Below are 21,388 nucleotides of genomic sequence, written 5' to 3'. Positions count from 1 at the left end.
ATAGCCGATTTGTCTGCGCATTTATCTATCGAACTCTTGCCCAACCCCTGCTAAACCCTCACCAGACAAGGGGCTTAAGCCCCTTGTCTCCGCCATCTCAGACCTTTGTCTCCGCCATCTCAGACCTCTCAGGCCTTTGTTCCCAGAATCTTGCAGCGCACCTAGCGAGCTGCCGCCGCCAGATAGCGGGCAATTTCCATCAGTTGATCCTTGGGAAACGTGGAAATCAGAATCCGAGCAGCACCCTTGGGATCCCGGGGAATGCTGACTTGTCCATTGGCCGGGGCTGGGGCCGGAGTAGCGGCCGGAGCGGCTGGGGTCGCAGCGGGAGCGGCCGCAGCGGCTGCGGTGGCCGGTGGAGCAAATTTTTGGAGTTCGGGGCCCAGGGTGATGCTGTGGCCTTTGCCCCCGGCCATTAACTCAGTGGCCTGTTTCAGCTCCCGCACCACGATCGGGGCGATCGCATTGAAGGGCACTTTGGGATGGGCGATCGCCCGGCGGGTGGCTTGGATCAGGGTTTGCCAAGTGGCATAGCCATCACCCAATTGCAGCAGCTTTTGACAGAGGCGATCGAGCTGTGCGCGCAACTCCGGCGTGGCCGGCTGCCTAAACAGCACCACCATTTGCTTCAGCGCTTCCATCACCAACGGGCCAAAATTGGCCGGCAGTGGCTTAGCCGCCGTCGCAGGCGCTGGGGCAGGTGTTTCCGGTTCGCCCGCTGCCCGCTTCTTAATTCGCGCGTACAAAGCTTCCAGAGATGGGCGCAGACTGTCCACGGCCGGAACCGCTTGATCATCGCTGTAGTTGCCGCTCTCCAGGGCTCGGGTCAATTTCTCCAAAAGGGCAATGCCATTTGTGAAATCTCCGTGATCCTTAGCATCTAACTTGATAGGGTTCTCGCGCAGGAATTTAAAACAGTTTTCAAGCAACAAAGCCAGGTGGCGCATTCCCTCAAAGCCAAGCATGGCCGCACTGCCCTTAATGGTGTGGGCGGCTCGGTAGATGGTGTTGCACTCCTCATATTCTTCGATGACTGCTTGCAAGTTCCCCAGGGCCGCCTGCATCGCCTCCAGATGCTCATTGGCTTCCATGATGAAGTACTTGACAACTTGTTCGTTACCACTCACGGGCGGCACTCCTCGCGACGACAGGACGGAAGCAGCGGCCGGACTAGGATCTGAGGCAATCAAAAGGGGGGCAAAACCCCTGGAAGATGTGATGCCACTGAACTAGCCCGCGTTGGTTGGCACGGCTGGGGAATAGCTACGCCCGCGCCACTGCGTCGGCGTTTGCACCGATGATAGCCCAATTCTCAGGGCGGCCAAGGGATCCGCCAAGGGCGACAAGAAGAAAAGCCAGGGAAGCTTTGCGCCGCTGAGGTTATAGGACGGTGCGATCGCCCAATTTAAGGCAAATCGGATGAGCAACAGTGCCAGATTCAGGCCCCAGGCAGCGGTTACCAACCAGGAAGCACTGGCACAGGCCGGCTCGAATAATAACAATACCAAGGGTAAGGGCAAGCCCTGCACTGCTAACAAAAAGAGACAATCCCCCAGGGTTTGGGCCCGGGGGCTGGCATCCTTAAGATCGAGCGATCGGCCCCACTCTCTCCAGGTTTCGGCGGCCCCTTCATACATGCGCACCTCGATCAGCTTGCCCCCATCCAAAAAGCCCACCTTCATCCCTTGGGCCGCCGCCGCCCGCGCCAGGGTCACATCATCACAAAAAGACCCCCGAGCGCTGCTATAGCCGCCCAAGTCCACGAGCCGATCGCGCCGCACCAAAAAGCATTGACCATTGGCCATGGTGCGAGTGGGCCCCCCGATCGAGCTGCCCGCCGGCCCAAACCGATACACCAGCGTCATCAACAGGGCTGGTTGCAAAATCAGCTCACCGGGGGTTTGCAGCAAAAAGCGCGGCGAAAAAGAAACCAGGTCATAGCCCCCCGCTTCGGCCGCCGCGATCGCCGCCGACACCAAGCCCGCCTTGGGCCTCGTATCCGCATCAATCCCTAAAATCCAACGACTTTGTTCGTTGCTGTGGCGAAATCCTGTGTGCAACGCCCAGGGCCGCCCCACCCAACCCCCCGGCAAGGGATCATCCGGCAACAATCGCAGGCGGGGATCTTGGCGGCCGGCGGCCTTCACCAGTTCCGGCGTGCCATCGGTGGAGTCGCTGTCAATCACCAAAATTTCCCGCACCTCGTAGCCCTGAAGCCCCAAGCCCGTTAGGCAGGGCCCCAGCCTGGCCGCCTCGTTCAGGGTGGGCACCAGGATGCTGACGGAACCAAGCTGGTCGTGGGTGGTGTCCCTGGGTTGCAGGGGCTGTTGGCGACCGGGGCCTTGCATTAACCGAGCCAACAAAATGGCAACGGCCGGAAGCTGCACCAATAACAACCCAAGGGCGATCGCCCCCCAAACTACCGCTCCGGTCTCAGTTTCCGCTCCGGTCACCATGCTGCTGTTCTCCAGTGGGATTGATCGCAAAGGGCGATCGAAACAAGGCGCAATATCAAGCGCAATATAAGGCGAAATTCGTCAGCCCAAGGCATTCGTGAACACCCGTCAGGCTCTCAACGTGAATTTTACAGGGGGCTTGCGGCCAATTGGAGCTTGCATCCCTGGCTGAATGGTTTGCTGAACCTCTGGTTGGATTTCTGGCTAAATGCTTCGCTGAACAACAACCCCCCGCACCCGCTCAGAGGGGATTGGGGGGAAAGATTGGAGTTATGGTGCGATCGGCCAAAAGCGGCCAAGCTCCCGTTCGTTACTGAGCAACCACTACTTAGCAACCACTTCCAGCGGGGGAGCATTCAGGGGCGCAGTCTCCGCCGGTTCCGCATTGGGAGCCTCCGTCGGCGCGATCGCCCACAACAGCACCGCCGGCAACACCCCGATCGCCACACTCATCATCGTGGGCACCAGGAAGCCCGGATCCAGCGAAAACACCGTAATTGCTGCCCCAAAGGCAAAGTTCACCAGATAGACAATCACCGGAACCGTCAGTTGCGATCGGGTCAAATTCAACCGCTGACCACGCCACAACAGCGCCGCCACCGACATAAACACCATCCCCGTCGCCACCCAACCCGACAGGTTGCGATAGGGCATTCCAAAGAACTCGCCAATTTCCTCAAATTCCCAGAAGGGCAGCGACGTTTGGCTCATGGCCGGATCCAACACCAGATCCCAAGCCATCAGTAACACCGCACCGCCCACCACGGCCCCCGCCTGGCGCAGCAGTCCTGGCAAATTCAAACGCTCCAGCCCGACCATCACCAGCAGGTAGCACACCGCACCCATATAAAACCAAGACAGCGGAATCGTGAACGGCACTAAACCCGCAACCTTGTATCCCAACCCCGACAGGTAGTGATAGTGGCCAAAGGGGAAGCCTGTGCTGGTTCCGAGCAGTTCGCTACCCAAGGACAAGCCCACCGAGGGCAAGAAAAACAGCAACATCCGTTGCCAACCCAAAACGCGGGCCAGGTACAGGGCCACGGCCGCTGCACCCAGGATGATGTAGCCAACACCCCCCTGACCCATACTCCATTGAAAAAATTGGATCCCAATGGGCGGCAAGCTGGCGATCAGGTCAGGACGAGGCAAGACGTACAGCAACCCAGCCAGGCCAAACGCCATGGCAATAATGTGACCTATCAGGCAAGCGCGCTCAATCAACGAGAGCGGCTGTTGGGGCAGTGACTTCATGACACTCCTCAAAGTTTCGAGACACCGATCGCATCCGGCCAGTCGGGCCCGGATGGTGTCTAACTAGTTTACGAATCTTTAAGAGGATTTTTTAAAAAAGATGAGATTTTGCCAATCCAAGGCCGATCATTCCCCTGGATTGCTACCAGCTCAGCCGAATCATGGCCAACGCCTGGAGTGATGTCAGTTTCGATTGTCAATGCTACAAATCCTCCGCTGAAACCCTTATCAGCCAAGAATCTTGAGTAGCGTCAATTCACGAAATTGGTATTAGCCCCAGGAGTTGCCCTCAGGGATTGACCGCAAGGGGGTGACCTTAAGGGCTTCATTGGATGCCAGCCCCTAGGTTGCGGGATGGGAAGTCGAGGCCATGGGGCCCGTTTGGTGGTGTGGAATTTCAATGACGAAGGTGGCTCCCTGACCGGGCGCAGATTCGCAAATCAAGCGGCCCCCATGGCGCTCTGTCACGATTTGATAGCTGATCGACATGCCCAGACCCGTACCCTTGCCTACGGGCTTGGTGGTGAAGAAGGGATCGAAGAGTCGTTGTTGAATGTCTGGTGCGATGCCCGGCCCATTGTCTGACAGTTGAACTTGCACCCAATGCGGGCCGATCGCCCGGGTCGTGATTGTGATTTGGCTGGGGTGGTTTTTGATGGCTTCGGTGTCGCGGAGGCGATCGCGCTCCTCAAGGGCATCGATCGCATTCACCAAAATATTCATAAACACCTGATTGAGCTGCCCCGCATAGCACTCCACCCTGGGCAAAACGCCGTATTGCTTCACCACCTCAATTCCCGGATGTTCCGGCTTGGGTTTCAGGCGATTTTGCAAAATCAGCAGGGTGCTATCAATTCCCTCGTGCAAATCCACCTCCTTCACGTCCGCTTCGTCCAGTCGGGAGAAGTTCCGCAAGGAGGAGACAATCTCGCGAATTCGATCGGTGCCCACCCGCATGGACTGCAACAGCTTGGGCAAATCTTCCGCCACAAATTCCAAATCCACTGCCTCAATCAGGTCGTTGAGATCAGGGTCTGGATTGGGAATGCGTTCTTGATAGGCTTGCACAATTTCCAGCAGGTCTTCCGCGTAGCGATGGGCATGGCTGAGGTTGCCGTGGATGAAGTTCACGGGGTTGTTGATTTCATGGGCCACGCCCGCCACCAATTGCCCCAGGCTGGACATTTTTTCGCTTTGGATCAGTTGATTTTGCGTATGTTGTAGATCCAGCAATGCTGCTTCGAGGTCGGCGGCCTTTTGTTGGAGGGCATCTTCGGCTTGGCGACGCTTGGTGATGTCGATCGAGGTGGCCACAATTCGATAAACACGCCCCTTCTTGTCAAACAGCGGATTCAGGGTAGTCAACAGCCACAAACGTCCCCGCTGGGTGGTGACGTATTCATCCTGAACAATGGTTTGGCGTTGGTCTACGCAGCTCCAATAATGAGCTTCCATGATGGTTCCGTATTCTTCGCCAAACACTTCGGTGGGGGTGTGGTGATAGACCCGGGATTCATGCAAGCCGGTCACGCGGGCGCTGGCCGCATTCCAACCGATATATTCCAACCGGTGATCGGGCAGGACGGCCAAAACGAAGATGGGATATTCCACCCCGTCAAAGATGGTGCGCAGGAAGGCTTCGCGATCGAACAGTTCCAGTTCCGCCAACTTGCGATCGGTAATATCCGTGTGAACCCCCACCCACTCATAGACATTGGCCACATCATCCAGAATCGGCACGGCCCGCACACTCATGTAGCGATATTGCCCGTCATAGCGCCGCAGCCGGTGCTCCAGGGTGAAGGGCTGTTTGCTGATGATGGAACGAGACCAGGCGGCCTCCGTGGTGGCGCGATCGTTGGGGTGAATGGCATTCAGCCAACCCCAACCCAACAAATCCTGGCGCGATTGGCCCGTAAAGGCCCGCCACTTGGGTTGATCGGCCGCAAACTCTCCCAGGCGACTGGTGACCCAAACAATTTGCGAGGTGGCTTCAATCAGGGTGCGGAACCGCACTTCGCTCCGGCGACGGATGGCCTCCGCCTGTTTGAGATCGCTGATATCCATCAAAATGCCGTAGACCCGCACGATTTGACCGTTGGTATCTCGTTCCGGCAGTCCCTTGACGCGGAAGTAGCGCGGTAACCCGTTGATGTGCTCCAGGCTCTCGAGTTCCAGATCGTAGGGTTGGCCGTCGCTGAGGCATTCTTCAAACGCCATCCGCAAGCGTTGCTGGGAGGAGGGGCTGTAGATGGCAATCGATTGATCCAACTCCGGCACGCCTCCCTCGATCGGGTAGTTAAACAGCCGAAAAATTTCCTCTGACCAACTGACTTGACCGGTTGCCACGTGATATTCCCAGGAACCCAAATGGGCCACCCGTTGGGCCTCTTGCAGGCTTTCGGTGAGGCGACGGAGCCGCTCTTGGGCTTCGTAATACTCCGTCACGTCATACATCACGACCATGGCCCCGATTTGGTAGCCATCGCTTTCCCGCAAGGGTTCTGCGTGGCAAACGATCCGGTGGGGGTCTTCGTTGGGCACATGAACCACCATCTCGAAATCATGCACCGATTCCCCTAGTATTGCCCGGCTTAAGGGCATTTGGGATGGGGCGATCGGGGTGATGCCATCCGACTCCAGGACGGTGTAGAGGCTCATCCACTCTTCGGGCAAGAGTCCTTGCAGGTTGCAGTTGTACCACTGTCGGGCCGTGTGGTTGGCGAGGGTGATGCGCCCGGCCATGTCACAGGCCATCACTCCGTCGGAAACGTTATCCAACACCAACTGCATGAGCGATCGCTCCTGTTGCAGGGCCACTTCCGCAGCCTTGCGATCAGTTACATCCAAAATCAACCCATCCCAGATCGATCGCCCGTCATTTAGAAACCGTCCTCGAGCGGCGGACTGGAGCCACTTCACTTCCCCTTGGGGGGTAATGATTCGATACTCATACTGCCAATTGGTGCGGGCTGCAATGGCAACCTGAATCGATGCTTGGACGCTGAGCAAGTCATCGGGGTGGGTCAGCGTCCAGAGACTGAGGGGATCGTTTTGGCCGCGGATGGGGTCAATGCCATAGACCTCCTGGCAACCGGGACTGAGATACAGAAAACGCCCGACGGGATCATTGCCGGACGTTTCGTACTGATAAATCACGCCGGGTATGCTGTCCGCCAGTCGCTGGAACCGATCGCGCATTTGCTCCAGGTTTTGCAGCGCCAATTGGCGATCGGTAATGTCCAACAGCAATCCATCGGCATGTAGCGTACCTTCTTCACCCATTACCATGCGCGAAATGCCTTGAATCCAGCGCAATTCACCCGAGGGCAACAGAATTCGATATTTATGTCGCCATTCCAGTCCATGGTTCACGGCCCGCTCCATGGATTCCACAAAAGCAGTCACATCATCGGGATGCACACAACCCCACATCACCGCCGAATCCGCCAGGATCGCATCCGGCTCCACATGGAAGATCTCGCGCACCCGGGAGCTGATATAGATAAATTCCCCGAGGGGGTCGCCGGCTCTGCGTCGGTACTGGAAGACGATGCCCGGCAAATTATCGGCGATTTGTTGGAACCGGCTATTGGCCTGGCGCAGGGCCGTTTCGATCCGCCGCTGTTCGGTGATTTCAACCACGATCGTTCCGATCGCGCTGATGGTTCCTTCTCGATCCCAAATGGGGAAATAGGACAGGTTCCAAACCCGATCGGGGTCGGGGTGATGCAGTTGGGCCCCGGTCACTTCTAGGTTTGAAATGGCTTGGCCCGTTTGCCACACTTCCTCATAAAGACGCTCCAACTGAGGGGCCAAGTTGGGCGCGGTGGTCTGCATCGTTTGTCCGAGGTGGTCTGCCACCGTGAGGCCGTTCAACTCGGACAAGCGATGATTGGCTTCCAGAATGCGATAGTGGCGATCGGTAATCGCAATCCCGATCGGGGCCGCCGCAATCAGGGACTTCAGCAACGCCTGTTGTCGCAACAGCTCCTGTTCAGACTGGTAGCGCTCCGTCACATCCTCGTAAATCACCATCAGATACTGCGGGCGATCGCCGTTCCAAATGGCAATGCGGCGGCTTTGTAACCAACGCTGCTCACCACCAATCCGCATGGGCATTGGCGGCTGATCCAAAATTTGTCGCTGGGCCAAGGCCGCCCGATCGTCCGATCGCAACTCCGCCGCCTGTTCCGGCGCAAACAGTTCATCCATGGGCTGGCCCAACAGATCCGCCGCCGCCACCCCAAACAACCGCTCTGCGGCCGGGTTCAAGGTGCTGACTCGCAACTCCGCCGCCTCCTTCACCACCACCGGCATCGGCAAAGCATCCAACACCGCCGACAGGAATCGTTGAGTGCGCCGCAGCTCCTCCTCCGCCTGTCGCTGCTGCGTCACATCAATCACCAAGCCATCCCAAAGCGTCCTCCCATCGGCCAACCGTTCCGGCCGAGACACCAAGCGCAACCAACGCTCTTTCCCCGAGGGCAACATGAACGGCCCTTCCCAGTGAAAATCCGACAGGCTTTGCCGCGATCGCTCCGTGGCCTGCTTCATCGCTTCCTGATCAGCCGGTGACAACATTCCAAACACCTGCGCCATGGCCGCCGGTTCCACCTCGAATAGCTCACGACAGCCGATCGAGGCGTAGGGAAACGTCATCTCACCCGCCGCGTCTACTTGGAATTGGTAGACCACGCCCGGTAAGTTTTGCGTTAGACGATCAAACTGAGTTTGCTGCTGATGAACCTTCAGGCGCAGGGTTTCCAGCTCTTGCTGAAGAGCATTGAACACTTCAGGTTCCAGAACAATCGAAGCAGTCATGGCAGGCGCAGGATGGGGAGAAGGAGCAACTAGGAAGCAACTAGAGATGAACTAGAGCCAATTGGTCAGCCTCAGTGAGTAAATCTGAAGGGCAACTAGAGCCAATTGGTCAACCTCAATTGATTCAAATTAATCACTTTAAAATGGTGAAATATGAGCGAAACATGATGAAAATTCAGCAAAAACACAATATTTTACGGCCCTGCTTTATGTCATGACTTGTACCTCAGTTGCAAAAAGAAATCCATGAGTTTGCTGGTGGAAATTGGCAGAAACTGACAGAAACTGACAGTAATTAATCACCATTGATTCATGACTCAATCACAATCATCTGTAAAAGCATCCACGATTACCATTCACGATCGATATTTACGATTAATGATTACCATTCATCATGGTCACTAGCGATAGTCACTGATTATTGCATCCATAGCAATTGATCATTTCCCCCGAAACTAATCAATCATAGGAGTACAAAATCTGTGAATGCTGATTAATGATCTAGAAATGGTCGATCGGGGCAGGATTTCGGAATTGCAGATGAAATGCAACCTCAACTTGTGAAATTGCGCCCCAAGATTGCTCCAAAAGATCACCAATCTCCCAAACCCATGCCCAAAGTCAAGGCAGAACGTAGACGTTAGCAACTGAGCTGGCAAAAACGAAGAACCCAGCAGGGCTGACTCAAGGCGCTGCTGCCCAAGGGTTGGCTAGCATTTGTTTCGTTTTTGTGAATGAATTTTCGAGAACCCGGATGATTTGACCCGATCGACCTGAGTTCAGCCTATTGACGCAAATCCGGGAGTGATGCATTTGCTGATAGTCTAAGTCTATTCATCCAAGATCCCCAAGCATGAAGATGCCAAAGTTTTTTGAGGCTTGGAGATTGCAGCTCAAAAATGTGCATCGGGATCGTGCCTCGGAAATGCGCAATCGAATCTTCAAATTGCAGTATTGGGTAGAGCAGTGACGGGTTTAGCTGCGATCGAGAGAGCATTAAGGCGGTGGTCATCCCTCGGACTCTCAACAAGACTGAAGAAGCACCCAAAACCGGATGATTACCCATGCATCACCCGTGAATCATTATCACTCTTTGCAGCAGAAGGGAGCGTAAGTAGAATGGCTCAGCGGGCGATCGCCCAATGGTGGCCTTTGGCTCAGTTGCCGGGGCTAAGTGCGAAGGATTTGTTGCAACTTCAGGAATTGGGATTGGTCGATACCCGATCGCTCCTGCGATCGGCCGCGAGTCGCGATCAACAACGGGAGATCGCCGCCCAATTGCAGCTCCACGAGCACCATGTGCGTAAATGGGTTGCCTTGGCGGATTTGGCCCGGGTTCCCAGTGTTGGCCTAGATTACTGTGGTTTGCTGTTGCATTCAGGCATCATTAGCACCGTTCAACTGGCCCAGCAACCGACCCACAAACTCCATCAGCAGGTGCTGCGGTTGCATGTGCGAGAGTTGCAGCGGCGCAATCTTTGTCCCGGCCCGGGTGAGGTGACGCGCTGGATTTTGCAGGCCCGAGAGTTGGTGGGGCGATCGTCGTCCTGATCGCCTCCCCCGATTGCTTGAGTCCCCAGTGGATTCCCAGTTAATTCCAGAGCGAATTCCAGCGGCGATGGCTAAATCACGCGCAGGACGCTGGCTACCGATCGAATGGCATCACTGGCGTGGATGTCGGCCAGGGCGGCGCGGAAGTCCCCTTCTCGCACCGCATGGGTGACCACCACCACTTGGGCTTCATCGCCGTTCACCTCCGTTTGCACCAGCGATTCCAAGCTGACCAGACGGTTCCCAAAGCAACTGCCGATATGGCCGATCGTGCCGGGGCGATCGCTCGTCAGGAAGCGAACATAGAACCGGGTTTCCAGGTCATCCAGCGAGGCGATGGGGCAAAAATCGCTGTGGCTACAAGCCAGCATGGGATTAATGACCGGTGTAGCCCGATCGCCCATGGCTTGCATGGCCGCCGCCACATTCAACACGTCGGAAACCACGGCACTGGCGGTGGGGCCAGACCCGGCCCCGGGGCCAAAGAACATCACCTGCCCGATCGGCTGGCCTTCCACAAAAATTGCGTTGAATGCGCCATCCACGCGGGCTAGGGGGTGGCTGTGGGGCACAAGGGTGGGATGCACCCGCAGGGATACGGCAGGCCCCTGGCGACGGGCGATCGCCAGCAATTTGATCGCAAAGCCCAACTTATCTGCGTAGGTGATATCCGTGGCGGTGATGTTGCGAATGCCTTCCGTATGCACCGCGTCCCGCTTGATGCGGCCTCCAAAGGCCAAAGATGCCAGGATTGCGATTTTGTCGGCCGCGTCCAGGCCATCCACGTCGGCGGTGGGGTCGGCTTCCGCATAGCCCAACCGCTGGGCATCGGCGAGCACATCGCCAAAGTCGGCTCCTTCGGCGGTCATCCGCGACAGGATGTAGTTGGTGGTGCCGTTGATGATGCCGGTGATGCCATTGAGGCGATCGCCCCCCAGGGATTGCTTCAGGGGTTGAATAATCGGGATGCCGCCGCCCACGGCCGCTTCCAGCATCAAATAAACCCCCGCTTGCTTGGCCGCATCAAATAGCTCTGGGCCAAAGCGGGCGATCGCGGCTTTGTTGGCGGTCACCACATGTTTTCCGTGGCGAATGGCTTCCAACATCAGTGATCGCGCCGGTTCCAGTCCGCCAATCACCTCCACCACAATATCCACATTGGGATCGGTGACGATCGATTGCAAATCGGTTGTGAGCTGTTCGCGGGGAATTTCCACCGGCCGGGGCTTATCGAGCGATCGGGCCCCCACCCGATAGAGTTCCAACGATTGCAGGAGCGGGCTGCGGCCGGTCGCGTCCAGCAAAATCTGCGCCACACCCGCTCCAACGGTTCCGAGACCCAACAGACCGACTTTGAAACCCACGACTTTTCCCAACTTTCTCTAAACAATTCGTCCTGGGCCAGGGTGGCCACCCACGGGAGCCACTGACGGAGGAAACGCCCGATCGCAATTGGGATCGCTTGCTCAACGAGCCTGCTCAGCAAACCACCCAAACCAGTTTTCGGAGTTTCGCGATCGATCAAAGTCCCAATCGTCAAATTCCTGACCATGGATATTCTGACATTGGGCGGCCCGCTCAAACGGGCCGGTTCCCCGGGTTCACCCATCACCAAACGATCGCCAGGCAATCACCAGACAACGGCTGGGCGATCGCTAGACAACGGCTGGGCGATCGTCCCTAGGATTCCGAATCCATTTGCTCTAGGTCGATTTGATTCAGGTCGATCGGTTGCAGTTGCGATTCAAAGGGCTTGGTGAATCGGGCGGCCGCAATTTCGTTTAGCTTGTCCAGCGGCGTATCCCAAATAAATTGGGTTGCAGCCTTGGCAAATTCCTGATTTGGGCATTGGTCACCCAAAACACAACCATTGACACAGGCGGTTTTACAGTCGATCGACTGGGGATCCAGGGAATTCGTGATTTGGCTCATGGTGATGATTCCGGCTCTTCTCTGGCCCCTTAACATAGCTGATTTTCCCGTTCAAGCCATCGTAGGTAAGGTGACCTTGCGGGTCTCATCAACCGACACAGACAAGGGGCTTAAGCCCCTTGCCCCCACGACTGCTAATGATTGCCCTCTACCAAAAGACATGCTTCAGATATCCTTCCAAAATAAGGGTTTCAAGGATTTTTGGCCGATCACAAGTCGATCGCAGGGATCTAAAAACTCGCCTTAGAGGATGTCTGAAAAGCCAAAATTGCTACGCTGTGCGCCCCAGAGATCGATGTAGACAAGGGGCTTAAGCCCCTTGTTCCTACGACAATTAGTCTTTAGCCCGTACTGAAAGATACTTCTCAGACATCCTCTTAGCTGTGAACCCGTGCTTGGGGATGCAGCGTCGCCAAAACATTGCTTTCGATCGCCGCCAACTCCGCCAGCCGTTCCATCACCACCGGGCGATCGTAATAGGTATCCGCCAAAACCCAATAAATTCCGTAATGTCGCGCTTCGGAAGCCATTAGGCTGCGATAGAAGGCCGCCAACTTCGGGTTAGGGCAATGTTGCGCCAACAGGCCCAGTCGTTCATGGCTGCGGGCTTCGATTAGCCCCGCCACCAGCAGGGAATCCAGCAGGCGACCCGGTTCTTGGCGGCGAATTTGCGATCGCAGGGTGCCCCCATAGGGCGGAGCTGCCAAGGCCCGAGGGGCAATTTCCAGGCGATCGAGCCATTGGTTCACCTGCTCAAAATGCTCCAACTCTTCCTGGGCGATCGCGGTGAGCTTGCGCACCAGCAGCGTTTTTGTGGGGTATTGGCCCATCAGTTGCAGGGCAACCCCGGCCGCCTTCCGCTCGCAGTTGGCATGATCAATCAGCACCTCATCCAAATGGGCGATCGCCTGGTTCACCCAAGCTTGGGAGGTGGGCTGCTGCAAAAAACGCACCGAGGGCAACTCAGAAACGGCCGGCTGCGGCAGGGAAGGGGAAGACATGGCGATCGGGAGAAAATGACAAAGAACTTGAATTGTCGATGAAGTAGTTGATCGAGCAAGTTCATCAACCTGGCGATCGATTGGGCGATCGACTGGGCGATCGACTCAATGCGAACAAATCCAGTGAACCAGGCCATTGAACAACTGGGCAACCCAAGAGACCAAAACACCTCAAACCGGCCGCGGGCGATCGGGACTGCCTCGAAACCATCCCGGAATTCGCGAAATACAATGGCAAACGTTTCCTAGCCGATCGGGCCAGTTCGCCGCCCCGTCCGCAACCTACGCCGCCGCCCCTCACTCTCCCCACCCCCGTCTATGGCCGTCGCTCGCAAAGCCAAAGCCCGCCCCACGAAAGCCAAAAAACGCAACACCAAAACCAAGAAAAAACGCAATCAGAAACGCAAAAATGCCAAGGTCAAAGTTGATCCCAAGGAGCTGAAAAAGCGCCAGCGGGAACAAGCCAAAGCTCGCCAAGCCTTTATTCAATCCCTCACACCGTCCCTCATTGTGGGGGTGATTTTAGGGGCGATCGCCGCCGTTACTGTTGATCCCAAAATGGGCGTAGTGGCCGGTGCGGCCATTCCGGTTTTGTCCCTGTCCTTGAAATATCCGCGTCAGGCGTTTTGGGGCTTTTTAATGTATTTGCCCCTCAGCGGCACGGTGACCTACGCCTTGGGTGGCAGCGTGGTGTTGCAATTAGCCAAAGACGGGATTTATTTACCTGCTTTGATTGGCATTTGGCGATCGTGTCGGCAAATGAGGATCCCGTTTTGGGCCTCGAAAGCCCTGAAACCCACGCTTCTGATTTTGTTGACTTGCTCCGTAATTACGCTGCTGTCTGTGAATGGAATGCAGCAGCTTAAAAAGCCATTTCCCGACGACAAATCGCCCCTTGCTTTGGGGATTTTGGGCTTCAAGGTTTTCATGGGCTATATTCCCATTATCTTCTGTACCTATCACCTAATTCGCAGCAAAAAAGAACTGCTCTTTGCCACGCGAATCACATCGGTTTTGGCCATTGTTTGTTGTGCATTAGCCTATGTGCAATATTACTTTCTACTGACGGGGCGCTGTGCGGGCACTGACCACTTGGAAGGATCGGGATTGTTTAAGGCTTCGATCGATGCTCGTTGTTTTGTGGGTGGCTCCTTGGTGTGGAGTCCATCGCAAAACATGGTGCGATTACCGGGAACCTTTGTGGCCCCTTGGCAATGGGCTTGGTTCCTAATTTCCAATGCCTTTTTTACCTATACGACGGCTTTTAATGACCCATCTCCCCTGTGGCGGTTGATTGGCTTGGGAGCCATGGGTGGCATCTTCATGAATGCGGTGATTTCAGGCCAGCGAATTGCCTTGGCGCTCGTGCCAGTGGTGACGGTGATTCTGTTGGTTTTAACGGGACAAGTCACCAACTTAAAACGCTTTTTGCCGATCGCCCTCGGTTTGGTGTTGCTGTTGGGTGGCGCTGCGGTTTTATTCCCTGATGTGTTGCAAGAGCGGATCGATAGTTTCACCAGCCGTTGGGCTGCTTCTCCGGCCGATGAATTCATTGGGGAACAGTTTGGATTTGTGCTTAAAAAAGCCCAAAACAATCCCTTTGGAGCGGGCTTAGGCCGAGCCACCAACTCAGCGCGGGTTTTTGGTCGCACAACCTTGATTGAAACCTGGTTTCCCAAGGTGATGTGGGAGGTGGGTTTTCCGGGCATTGCGGCGTTTTTGGCCTTCGTAACGGTGATTACCGTAACCACGTTTAAGGCCTATCGATCGGTCAAGGAAAAAAATCTGCGCGGCATCGGAGCCAGCTATTGGGTGTTTGTGCTGTTCATCAGTTATCAAACCTATTACTACCCGTTGGATGTGGATCCAGTGGCGGTTTATTACTGGTATGCAGTCGGGGTGCTGTTGCGATTGCCCGAGATCGATCGCGCCGATCGCAAGCAACGACTCCTAAACGCTGAGGACGATTCAGAAGACTTAGAGGCAGATTTAACCGATGATTTAGAGGAATCAGCCAATAATGGAACCAGCCGCCGGGGAACCGCCAAGGCCGCTCCCGGTTAGTATCTGGTTTTAGCATCTCGCCATTTTTGTGCCAGTCTTGTGGGATTGAATCAACGAATCGTCAGGAGCGTCAGGGAGCTTTGTGGATGAGACTGACACCCAACACCAAGGTTTTGATTTGTGGGATTGCCGAACCGCTGGCGATCGCCCATGTGCCGCTGATGCGGGACTACGGCACACAGGTGCTGGCGGGTGTCAGCCCCGGCGAAGGGGGCCGATCGATCAATGAAATTCCCGTTTTTGATTTGGTAGAAGAGGCGATCGCCACGGTGGGGCCGATCGATGTGGTGATTGTTTTCTCGCCAGCCTATGCGGCGGTGGATGCGGCTTTGGAGGCGATCGCGGCCGGCATTCGCCAGGTGGTGATGGTGTCGGCCGGTGTGCCGCCGCTGGATATGGTGCGCCTGGTACGGCGGGCAGAGGCCACCGATACGTTGGTGCTGGGCCCCAATTGCCCGGGAATTATTGTGCCGGGACAGGTGTTGTTGGGAATGCACCCGGCCGAATGCTATCAACCGGGGTCGATCGGGATTGTCAGCCGATGCAGCACCCTGGCCTATGAGGTGGCGCTGCAACTGACGCGGGCTGGGTTTGGTCAATCGATCGCCGCTTGCATTGGGGCCGATCGCGTGGTGGGATCGTCGTTGCTGCAGTGGCTGCAAATGCTGGATGAGGACGATCGCACCGAGGCCATTGTGCTGATTGGCGAAGTCAGCGGCGATGGGGAACTGCGGGCCGCGCGTTACATTGCCGAAACGATCGATAAACCCGTAATTGCCTACATTGCCGGACACTTTGCCCCCGTGAACCGCTCGATCGGCCATGCCAACCAGATCGTGGCCTCGCGCACGGAGTTGGGCAAACGGGGCAAAACCGATGTGGCTACCAAGGTCGCCGCCCTCAAGGCCGCCAAGGTGAGAGTGGCCGATCGGCCCTCCAAAATTCCCGAGCTATTGCAAAGGGCCCTGAACACCAAAGCCAAGGCCCCTAGTGCTAAGTCGTAATCGGTTGAGCTAGATCTGATCGTTGGCCAACCTAAGAAGCAGCCAGCAACTCATCTAGCTTGCCTTCCTGTTCCAGGGCGTGGATATCATCACAGCCGCCCACATGCTGGTTATTGATAAAAATTTGGGGAACCGATCGCCGACCATTGGCCCGTTCCGCCATCTTGGCCCGCCCTGGCTCATCGCCGTCTAGGACATATTCCGTATAGTTCACCCCTTTGCGGTCGAGCAATCGCTTGGCCCGAATGCAAAAGGGGCAAGTTGTCCAGAGATAAATTTCAACGTTGGCAGCCATAGGACGCGATCGCAGTGGTGTTCAAGATTTATGAAGGATTGTATCTAGTTTCTCGATCGCTTGTGGCCTAGCCCAGGTGCCAGCCCGCCTTCAGACACCAGAAGGGCGATCGCCCCGTCGGTCGATCGCCCTTCTATTCAGACCCAGTTGAGCCAAGACGCATTGGGATCAGCACCCCAGTGAGCCACCGCGATCAACCGGTGTTCCGCATTCCGGCCGCAATTCCGTTAATGGTCAGCAGGGCCCCGCGCAACAGCTCGCTGCGGCTATAGCGCGATCGCGCCATGCCGGTGGCTGACTGTTGTTTGTGTTGGCGTAACCGCTTGAGCAACGACGCTTGCAGGAAGCCCAGGGGCACGATCGTGCCGTTGCGCAACTGCACCGATCGCTGCAATGCCGGATCTCCATCCAACAGGCGATCGTGGCCCGTAATTTTCAGCACCAGATCCCGAGTCGTCATGTACTCATGGGCAATTTGCTCAAACAGCGCCTCAAACCGGTCTCGGTTGGCCGGCTGCGTCAACTCATTGGTGTAGTGGCGGGCAATTTGCAGATCCACCTTCGCCAGGGTCATCTCCACCTTCGAGATTGCCATCTTGAAGAACGGCCACTTGAAGTAGAAATATTGCAGGAGCTTCAGGTGCTCTTCCGGCTCCTGATCCACAAAGTCTTGCAGGGCCGTGCCCACCCCATACCAAGCGGGCAACAGGAAGCGGCTTTGGGTCCAGCTAAACACCCAGGGAATGGCCCGCAGGCTGCTGAGATCCTTCTTGCCACCCCGGCGGGCCGGCCGCGAAGAGATTTGCAATTGACTAATTTCCTCGATCGGGGTGACCTCATGGAAAAAGTCAATGAAATCCGGTTGTTCGTAAATCAGCGATCGGTAATGTTCCCGCGATCGCGCCGACAGGGACTCCACAATCTCATTCCAAGCCTCGATGTCATCAAACCCCGTGCCCAGCAGGCTTGATTGAATCGTGGCGGCGGCCACCTTCTCCAGGTTATAGAGCGCCAACTCGGGCAAGGAATATTTGGAAGCCAGCACTTCCCCTTGCTCCGTGATTTTGATCCGGCCTTGGATACTGCGGCCCGGTTGGGCCAAGATAGCTTCGTAAGCTGGGCCGCCGCCACGCCCCACGGATCCACCGCGCCCGTGGAAAATCTTGAGGGCCACCCCAAAGCGATCGGCCACCCCTTGCAGCGCCTTTTGGGCCTTGTGAATTTCCCAATTACTGCTGAGGAAGCCCGAATCCTTGTTACTGTCCGAATAACCGAGCATCACCTCTTGCTGATTGCTGGTGGGGGTGTGGGGGCGCATTTTGGCAAATTCTGCGCCCGTTTGCCCTTCGGTGGCCGCTTCCAAAACGGCATCGAGGCGATCGTAGCCACCCGCCAACAATGCGCGGTAAAGCCGCATGGAGAACAGCCCCTCCATCACCGACGGCGCACATTTCAAATCTTCCACCGTCTCAAACAGCGGCACAACGCGCAGGGTTCCTGACCCGGTGGCGGGGTCATAGAGGCCTGCCTCCTTGGCCAGCAGCAACACCTCCAGCAGATCGCTGGCGTTGTGGCTCATGCTGATGATGTAGGTTTGGCAGACTCCGGGGCCAAACTCGTGCTGTAGCTGCCGCACCACCCGCAGGGTTTCGATCGCCTCGCGGGTTTTGTCGGAAAAGGGCAACTCCGCCGGAATCAGAGGACGACGGGTGCTTAATTCCTGCACCAGCCAGGCCGTTCGTTCTGCCTCGTCCATGTCCCGATAGGGCTTGGGCAACAGTTGCAGATATTCCGTGATTTCATCGATCGCAGCCGAGTGACGGCTGCTCTCTTGGCGAATATCCAAATGGGCCAAACTAAACCCAAAAATTTCCACCCGACAGATCAGATCTTCCAAATCCGAGCAAACTAAGCCCGTTTGTTGCAAACTGCGCCGAATGAGGTTCAATTCTGCCAAAAATTCCGTGCCCGATCGATAGATGCTGACCGGATTGTTTTCCAACATATCCGAGTGCAATTCATCTCCTTCATAGAGCCGGTTCGATCGAGCCAGGGTGTTAATCAACCGCTGTTCAATGTAAGCCAGCTTCAGGCGATAGGGTTCTTGGCGGAAACGCACCGCATATTTTTCGTAAATATCCGGCAGTCGAGCCTGCTCCTGCTCCAAGGATTCCAGCAGCTCCGGCAGCACATCGCTCCAGTGCAAAGAAAGGCTCAACAAACTGCTGAGACTTTTCACCGATTGCAGATATTTCTTCAGCACCAAGTTGCGCTGATAGCAAGCGGTTTTCCAGGTCACTTCTGGAGTCACGGAAGGGTTGCCATCGCGATCGGAACCCACCCAAGATCCAAACCGACAAAAATCGAAACGGGGCGGAGTCAGTCCCGGAAATGATGATTTCAAGGCCCGATCGAACCGGTGATAGAGCTGGGGAATCACCTCAAACAGCACTTCTTCAAAATAGTGCAAGGCGTAGTCCACCTCATCGAGCACCGTTGGCTTGAATTGGTGTAATTCATCAGTGCGCCACCAAAGGCGAATTTCCTCCGTGAGTTTTTGGCGCAGGGTTTGGGCCTCGATCGAGGTGCTTAATCCCCGATCGCGCAAATCTTCCTCCACCAAATCCAGCTCTCGCAAAATTTTCACCAATCGCCGCTGTTTGTCGCGAATCGTGTGGCGCACAATTTCCGTTGGGTGAGCCGTAAAGACCAACTGAATATCCAATTGATCAATCAGCTTTTGAATTTGCCGAGGCGGCACATTCAGTTGTTGCAAATAGGGAAATAGCCAATAGAACGTCCCGCAATTATCCGGAATTTGATCTGGTTTCGGAATGCTCCGCTCCAGCACCTTTGCTTCAATTCCGCCCTTTGATTCAGGATTGTCAAAGGGACTATGGTTGCTAAAAAGCTTCGTCGAAATGGGTTGGCTACTGGCGGTTTCGTATTGCCGTTGTTGATCGCGTTGTTCGTAATGTTGCTCAACGATATTAATCAGTTGAAAATAAAGGGCAAAGGCACGCGCAGCCCGAATTGCCGAATTAAGGTCTAGGTTTTCAACCAGCTTCAAAACATCAGCTTCGCAAAAATCAGCGGCTTGGCCGTCCGGTGCGCAGAGATCCAACAGTCGATCTAGCAGGGATACCAATTCCTGACCGCACTCCTGTTGCAACACCTGCCGCCACAGGTCTTCCATCACCTTGAGACGATGCCGCAAAAACAAGTCTGATGCCGAGGCTGCGGCAACTTCTCGATCGAGCGAATGGATGGTCGAACTCATAGAGCGATCGGCTGGCTCGGTAAGGTTGGTCATGCTCCCTAGATTATAGGAAGGCGGGGCTTTAGAAACCCATCCGCATCCCGCCAGCTCGCCAGCGGGTGGGTTGTTGATGAGGGAAGGGAAACCTGAATCCTGTTTGGGTTTGGGGGTGGGCAGTTCCCCCCCAAGGAGGCCACATGGTGCATGAAATCCCGGATGGATTGTGCGTTTAAACGGCCCCAGAATCGGTATAGCCCTGTACGGTTTCCGGGTTTTGCAGCCGAATTAAATCATTTGCTTGGCGGGTTTGCATCGGATCAAGATTTTTGATCACCAACAGGTATTGATCTTGGTCAAGTCGATTGCGATAGGCCAGCACATCGCCGTTACCTCCCGTCAGGCCCAGGCCGCCCCCAACGGTCACGCTGCCCATGGCTCCCCCGATCGCCCCCAACAGGCCACCCACCAGGTGATTGCCCACCGGGCCGGCCCATTCCGTGAAGGTTTGCAACCCCGTTGCCAAGCTGAATCCCACACCGGCCAAAAAGCCAAAGGGAATCGTCCAAAAAGCCATCATCTTAATTTGGCGACGAGCCTGCTGGCTGGGGTCAATGAATCCAAATTCATCGGCGGTTTTGTAGCCCTTGCCCAAAATGGCCATTTGCTTGAGGTCAAAGCCTGCCGCTTCCAGGGCCGTGTAAGCCGCTTCCACGCCCATGCGATCGGCAAAGACAGCAATTAGGTAGTTCATAAACCAGCTCCAAGAAACAAGCCCTAAAAACCAAAATCAGGATTGAGCTTACACTCCATCCTGATTCTGACTCGACAGGCATCATAGCCTACGCACTGTCTTGAGGATTGCCACCGGGCAATCTGACGAGTTGCGGGGCCGGCTGCTGGTCTAGTTGCTGGGCAGGTTAATGGCCATCAGCGATCGATCCAAACCCGCCGAAGTGGCCAGCGCTTGCCAAGCGGCTGCCCGATCGCCCGAGCGATCGGCTTCAATCACGCTGCTCACCGCGTCGTACCAAATGCCCGCACGAGCATAGGCCGCCGCCGCCGCCAGCCGATCGGGAGCTGCCGTTGCTTCCGCCACCGCAGAGCTGGCTTCCACCCGTTGAATCCAGCCGCTAGCGAAGGTGTTGCGCGGTTCTTCACCGTTGGCCGTTTCGCAAGCTACCGAAACGTACCATTGATAGGCTTTGCCAGCGGTCAGGCCTTGGCCCTTATCCCGCAGCTTCACCTGCACCAAGCCACCTTCCTGGGGAAGAGCAATGGTTTGCTCGTCCAGGTCGGCTTCCGTTTCGTCCGTCAACCGGAAACGAGCCGTGCTGCCCATCCCGGCGGGCACATAGACCCACAGCGAAGGATGAGCACTGGCCGTCAGCGCACCCTGTTGGCCTGGAACTAAGGGCATGAGGGCCAAGGCCGAGGAACCACAAGCACCGCGCCGGCCTCCACTGACCGTGTGGCGAAGGGTGCGGTTACCCCGGGGAGCGAACCCAGCTTCTTGGCTCGGGAGCGAATTAAAGCTAACGGCGGGCCCTTCTGAGCCAGCTTGACCGTTAACCAAAGGCATTCCTGCCGAAGCGGTGAAACTTGAAAGGGCGATCGCCCCGGCCGTCAAAACCGAGGAAACAAAGAATCGGGAGAGCATGCGATTGGGCACCATAAGAACTACCCCTCATGAGACTGATACAAGCAAAAGCAGTAGCGACCTACAAGGGCTGGATGTCATCTGTCCTCGC

General features: G+C 56.1%; 15 protein-coding genes. 4 read left to right on the top strand and 11 right to left on the bottom strand.

The window, feature by feature from the left end; genetic code table 11:
• Nucleotides 1-161: 161 nt before the first annotated feature.
• The 4 genes from AC2IAX_RS01335 to AC2IAX_RS01320 form a co-directional block, all read right to left on the bottom strand.
• Nucleotides 162-1,127, bottom strand: a complete 966-nt coding sequence (locus AC2IAX_RS01335; RefSeq protein WP_494388983.1) for an Hpt domain-containing protein — start codon at nucleotides 1,125-1,127, stop codon at nucleotides 162-164.
• 102 nt (nucleotides 1,128-1,229) lie between these two features.
• Nucleotides 1,230-2,456: a 2'-O-glycosyltransferase CruG gene (cruG, locus tag AC2IAX_RS01330; protein WP_494388982.1), complete on the bottom strand. Its 1,227-nt coding sequence runs from the start codon at nucleotides 2,454-2,456 to the stop codon at nucleotides 1,230-1,232.
• 324 nt (nucleotides 2,457-2,780) lie between these two features.
• Nucleotides 2,781-3,710 (bottom strand): gamma-carotene 1'-hydroxylase CruF, encoded by a 930-nt coding sequence (gene cruF, locus AC2IAX_RS01325; protein WP_494388981.1) that lies wholly within the window; start codon nucleotides 3,708-3,710, stop codon nucleotides 2,781-2,783.
• 342 nt (nucleotides 3,711-4,052) lie between these two features.
• On the bottom strand, nucleotides 4,053-8,534 hold the full coding sequence (locus tag AC2IAX_RS01320) for a PAS domain-containing protein (RefSeq protein WP_494388980.1): 4,482 nt from the start codon (nucleotides 8,532-8,534) through the stop codon (nucleotides 4,053-4,055).
• 1,119 nt (nucleotides 8,535-9,653) lie between these two features.
• Here AC2IAX_RS01320 and AC2IAX_RS01315 point away from each other — a divergent pair.
• The gene (locus AC2IAX_RS01315; RefSeq protein WP_494388979.1) at nucleotides 9,654-10,085 is read left to right on the top strand and encodes a DUF4332 domain-containing protein; all 432 of its coding nucleotides are present in this window, start codon (nucleotides 9,654-9,656) and stop codon (nucleotides 10,083-10,085) included.
• A 71-nt stretch (nucleotides 10,086-10,156) separates the two neighbouring features.
• Here AC2IAX_RS01315 and AC2IAX_RS01310 read toward each other — a convergent pair whose 3' ends face one another.
• Nucleotides 10,157-11,449, bottom strand: a complete 1,293-nt coding sequence (locus AC2IAX_RS01310; protein WP_494388978.1) for a homoserine dehydrogenase — start codon at nucleotides 11,447-11,449, stop codon at nucleotides 10,157-10,159.
• A gap of 98 nt (nucleotides 11,450-11,547) precedes the next feature.
• Between AC2IAX_RS01310 and AC2IAX_RS01305 the strand changes: the two genes are divergently transcribed.
• Nucleotides 11,548-11,769 (top strand): hypothetical protein, encoded by a 222-nt coding sequence (locus AC2IAX_RS01305; protein ID WP_494388977.1) that lies wholly within the window; start codon nucleotides 11,548-11,550, stop codon nucleotides 11,767-11,769.
• Here the strand turns inward: AC2IAX_RS01305 and AC2IAX_RS01300 are convergent.
• Together AC2IAX_RS01300 and AC2IAX_RS01295 are read right to left on the bottom strand one after the other, a co-directional pair.
• A complete protein-coding gene (locus AC2IAX_RS01300; RefSeq protein WP_494388976.1) occupies nucleotides 11,766-12,017 on the bottom strand; it encodes a hypothetical protein in 252 nt (83 codons plus the stop codon). The two genes, AC2IAX_RS01305 and AC2IAX_RS01300, sit on opposite strands and share 4 nt — an antisense overlap.
• A gap of 377 nt (nucleotides 12,018-12,394) precedes the next feature.
• Nucleotides 12,395-13,018 carry a MiaE family protein gene (locus tag AC2IAX_RS01295; protein ID WP_494388975.1) on the bottom strand — a complete coding sequence of 208 codons (624 nt, stop codon included), beginning with the start codon at nucleotides 13,016-13,018 and terminating at the stop codon, nucleotides 12,395-12,397.
• A 318-nt stretch (nucleotides 13,019-13,336) separates the two neighbouring features.
• On the opposite strand from AC2IAX_RS01295, the gene hpsL reads away from it, so the two are divergent.
• Nucleotides 13,337-15,082, top strand: coding sequence for a hormogonium polysaccharide biosynthesis protein HpsL (hpsL, locus tag AC2IAX_RS01290; RefSeq protein WP_494388974.1), 1,746 nt, complete (start codon nucleotides 13,337-13,339; stop codon nucleotides 15,080-15,082).
• Between the two features lie 86 nt (nucleotides 15,083-15,168).
• A complete protein-coding gene (locus AC2IAX_RS01285; protein ID WP_494388973.1) occupies nucleotides 15,169-16,086 on the top strand; it encodes a succinate--CoA ligase subunit alpha in 918 nt (305 codons plus the stop codon).
• Nucleotides 16,087-16,117: 31 nt separating this feature from the next.
• Here AC2IAX_RS01285 and grxC read toward each other — a convergent pair whose 3' ends face one another.
• From grxC to AC2IAX_RS01265, 4 genes are all read right to left on the bottom strand, one after another.
• Nucleotides 16,118-16,381, bottom strand: a complete 264-nt coding sequence (grxC, locus tag AC2IAX_RS01280; RefSeq protein ID WP_494388972.1) for a glutaredoxin 3 — start codon at nucleotides 16,379-16,381, stop codon at nucleotides 16,118-16,120.
• Between the two features lie 193 nt (nucleotides 16,382-16,574).
• A complete protein-coding gene (gene ppc / locus AC2IAX_RS01275; RefSeq protein WP_494390459.1) occupies nucleotides 16,575-19,661 on the bottom strand; it encodes a phosphoenolpyruvate carboxylase in 3,087 nt (1,028 codons plus the stop codon).
• A 208-nt stretch (nucleotides 19,662-19,869) separates the two neighbouring features.
• Complete coding sequence (locus AC2IAX_RS01270; protein ID WP_099532052.1) at nucleotides 19,870-20,391, bottom strand: hypothetical protein; 522 nt, start codon at nucleotides 20,389-20,391, stop codon at nucleotides 19,870-19,872.
• A gap of 150 nt (nucleotides 20,392-20,541) precedes the next feature.
• Nucleotides 20,542-21,312: a DUF928 domain-containing protein gene (locus AC2IAX_RS01265; protein ID WP_494388971.1), complete on the bottom strand. Its 771-nt coding sequence runs from the start codon at nucleotides 21,310-21,312 to the stop codon at nucleotides 20,542-20,544.
• Nucleotides 21,313-21,388 lie beyond the last annotated feature (76 nt).

Source organism: Limnothrix sp. HT2024, from assembly GCF_059138625.1.
This window is presented reverse-complemented; position numbering and strand designations above follow the sequence as displayed.

Bases quoted from the DNA above. Each gene is read 5' to 3' on its own strand.
- cruG (WP_494388982.1), bottom strand. From the start codon at position 2,456: ATGGTGACCGGAGCGGAAACTGAGACCGGAGCGGTAGTTTGGGGGGCG.
- cruF (WP_494388981.1), bottom strand. From the start codon at position 3,710: ATGAAGTCACTGCCCCAACAGCCGCTCTCGTTGATTGAGCGCGCTTGC.
- AC2IAX_RS01320 (WP_494388980.1), bottom strand. From the start codon at position 8,534: ATGACTGCTTCGATTGTTCTGGAACCTGAAGTGTTCAATGCTCTTCAG.
- AC2IAX_RS01315 (WP_494388979.1), top strand. From the start codon at position 9,654: ATGGCTCAGCGGGCGATCGCCCAATGGTGGCCTTTGGCTCAGTTGCCG.
- AC2IAX_RS01300 (WP_494388976.1), bottom strand. From the start codon at position 12,017: ATGAGCCAAATCACGAATTCCCTGGATCCCCAGTCGATCGACTGTAAA.
- AC2IAX_RS01295 (WP_494388975.1), bottom strand. From the start codon at position 13,018: ATGTCTTCCCCTTCCCTGCCGCAGCCGGCCGTTTCTGAGTTGCCCTCG.
- hpsL (WP_494388974.1), top strand. From the start codon at position 13,337: ATGGCCGTCGCTCGCAAAGCCAAAGCCCGCCCCACGAAAGCCAAAAAA.
- AC2IAX_RS01285 (WP_494388973.1), top strand. From the start codon at position 15,169: ATGAGACTGACACCCAACACCAAGGTTTTGATTTGTGGGATTGCCGAA.
- grxC (WP_494388972.1), bottom strand. From the start codon at position 16,381: ATGGCTGCCAACGTTGAAATTTATCTCTGGACAACTTGCCCCTTTTGC.
- ppc (WP_494390459.1), bottom strand. From the start codon at position 19,661: ATGAGTTCGACCATCCATTCGCTCGATCGAGAAGTTGCCGCAGCCTCG.
- AC2IAX_RS01270 (WP_099532052.1), bottom strand. From the start codon at position 20,391: ATGAACTACCTAATTGCTGTCTTTGCCGATCGCATGGGCGTGGAAGCG.
- AC2IAX_RS01265 (WP_494388971.1), bottom strand. From the start codon at position 21,312: ATGGTGCCCAATCGCATGCTCTCCCGATTCTTTGTTTCCTCGGTTTTG.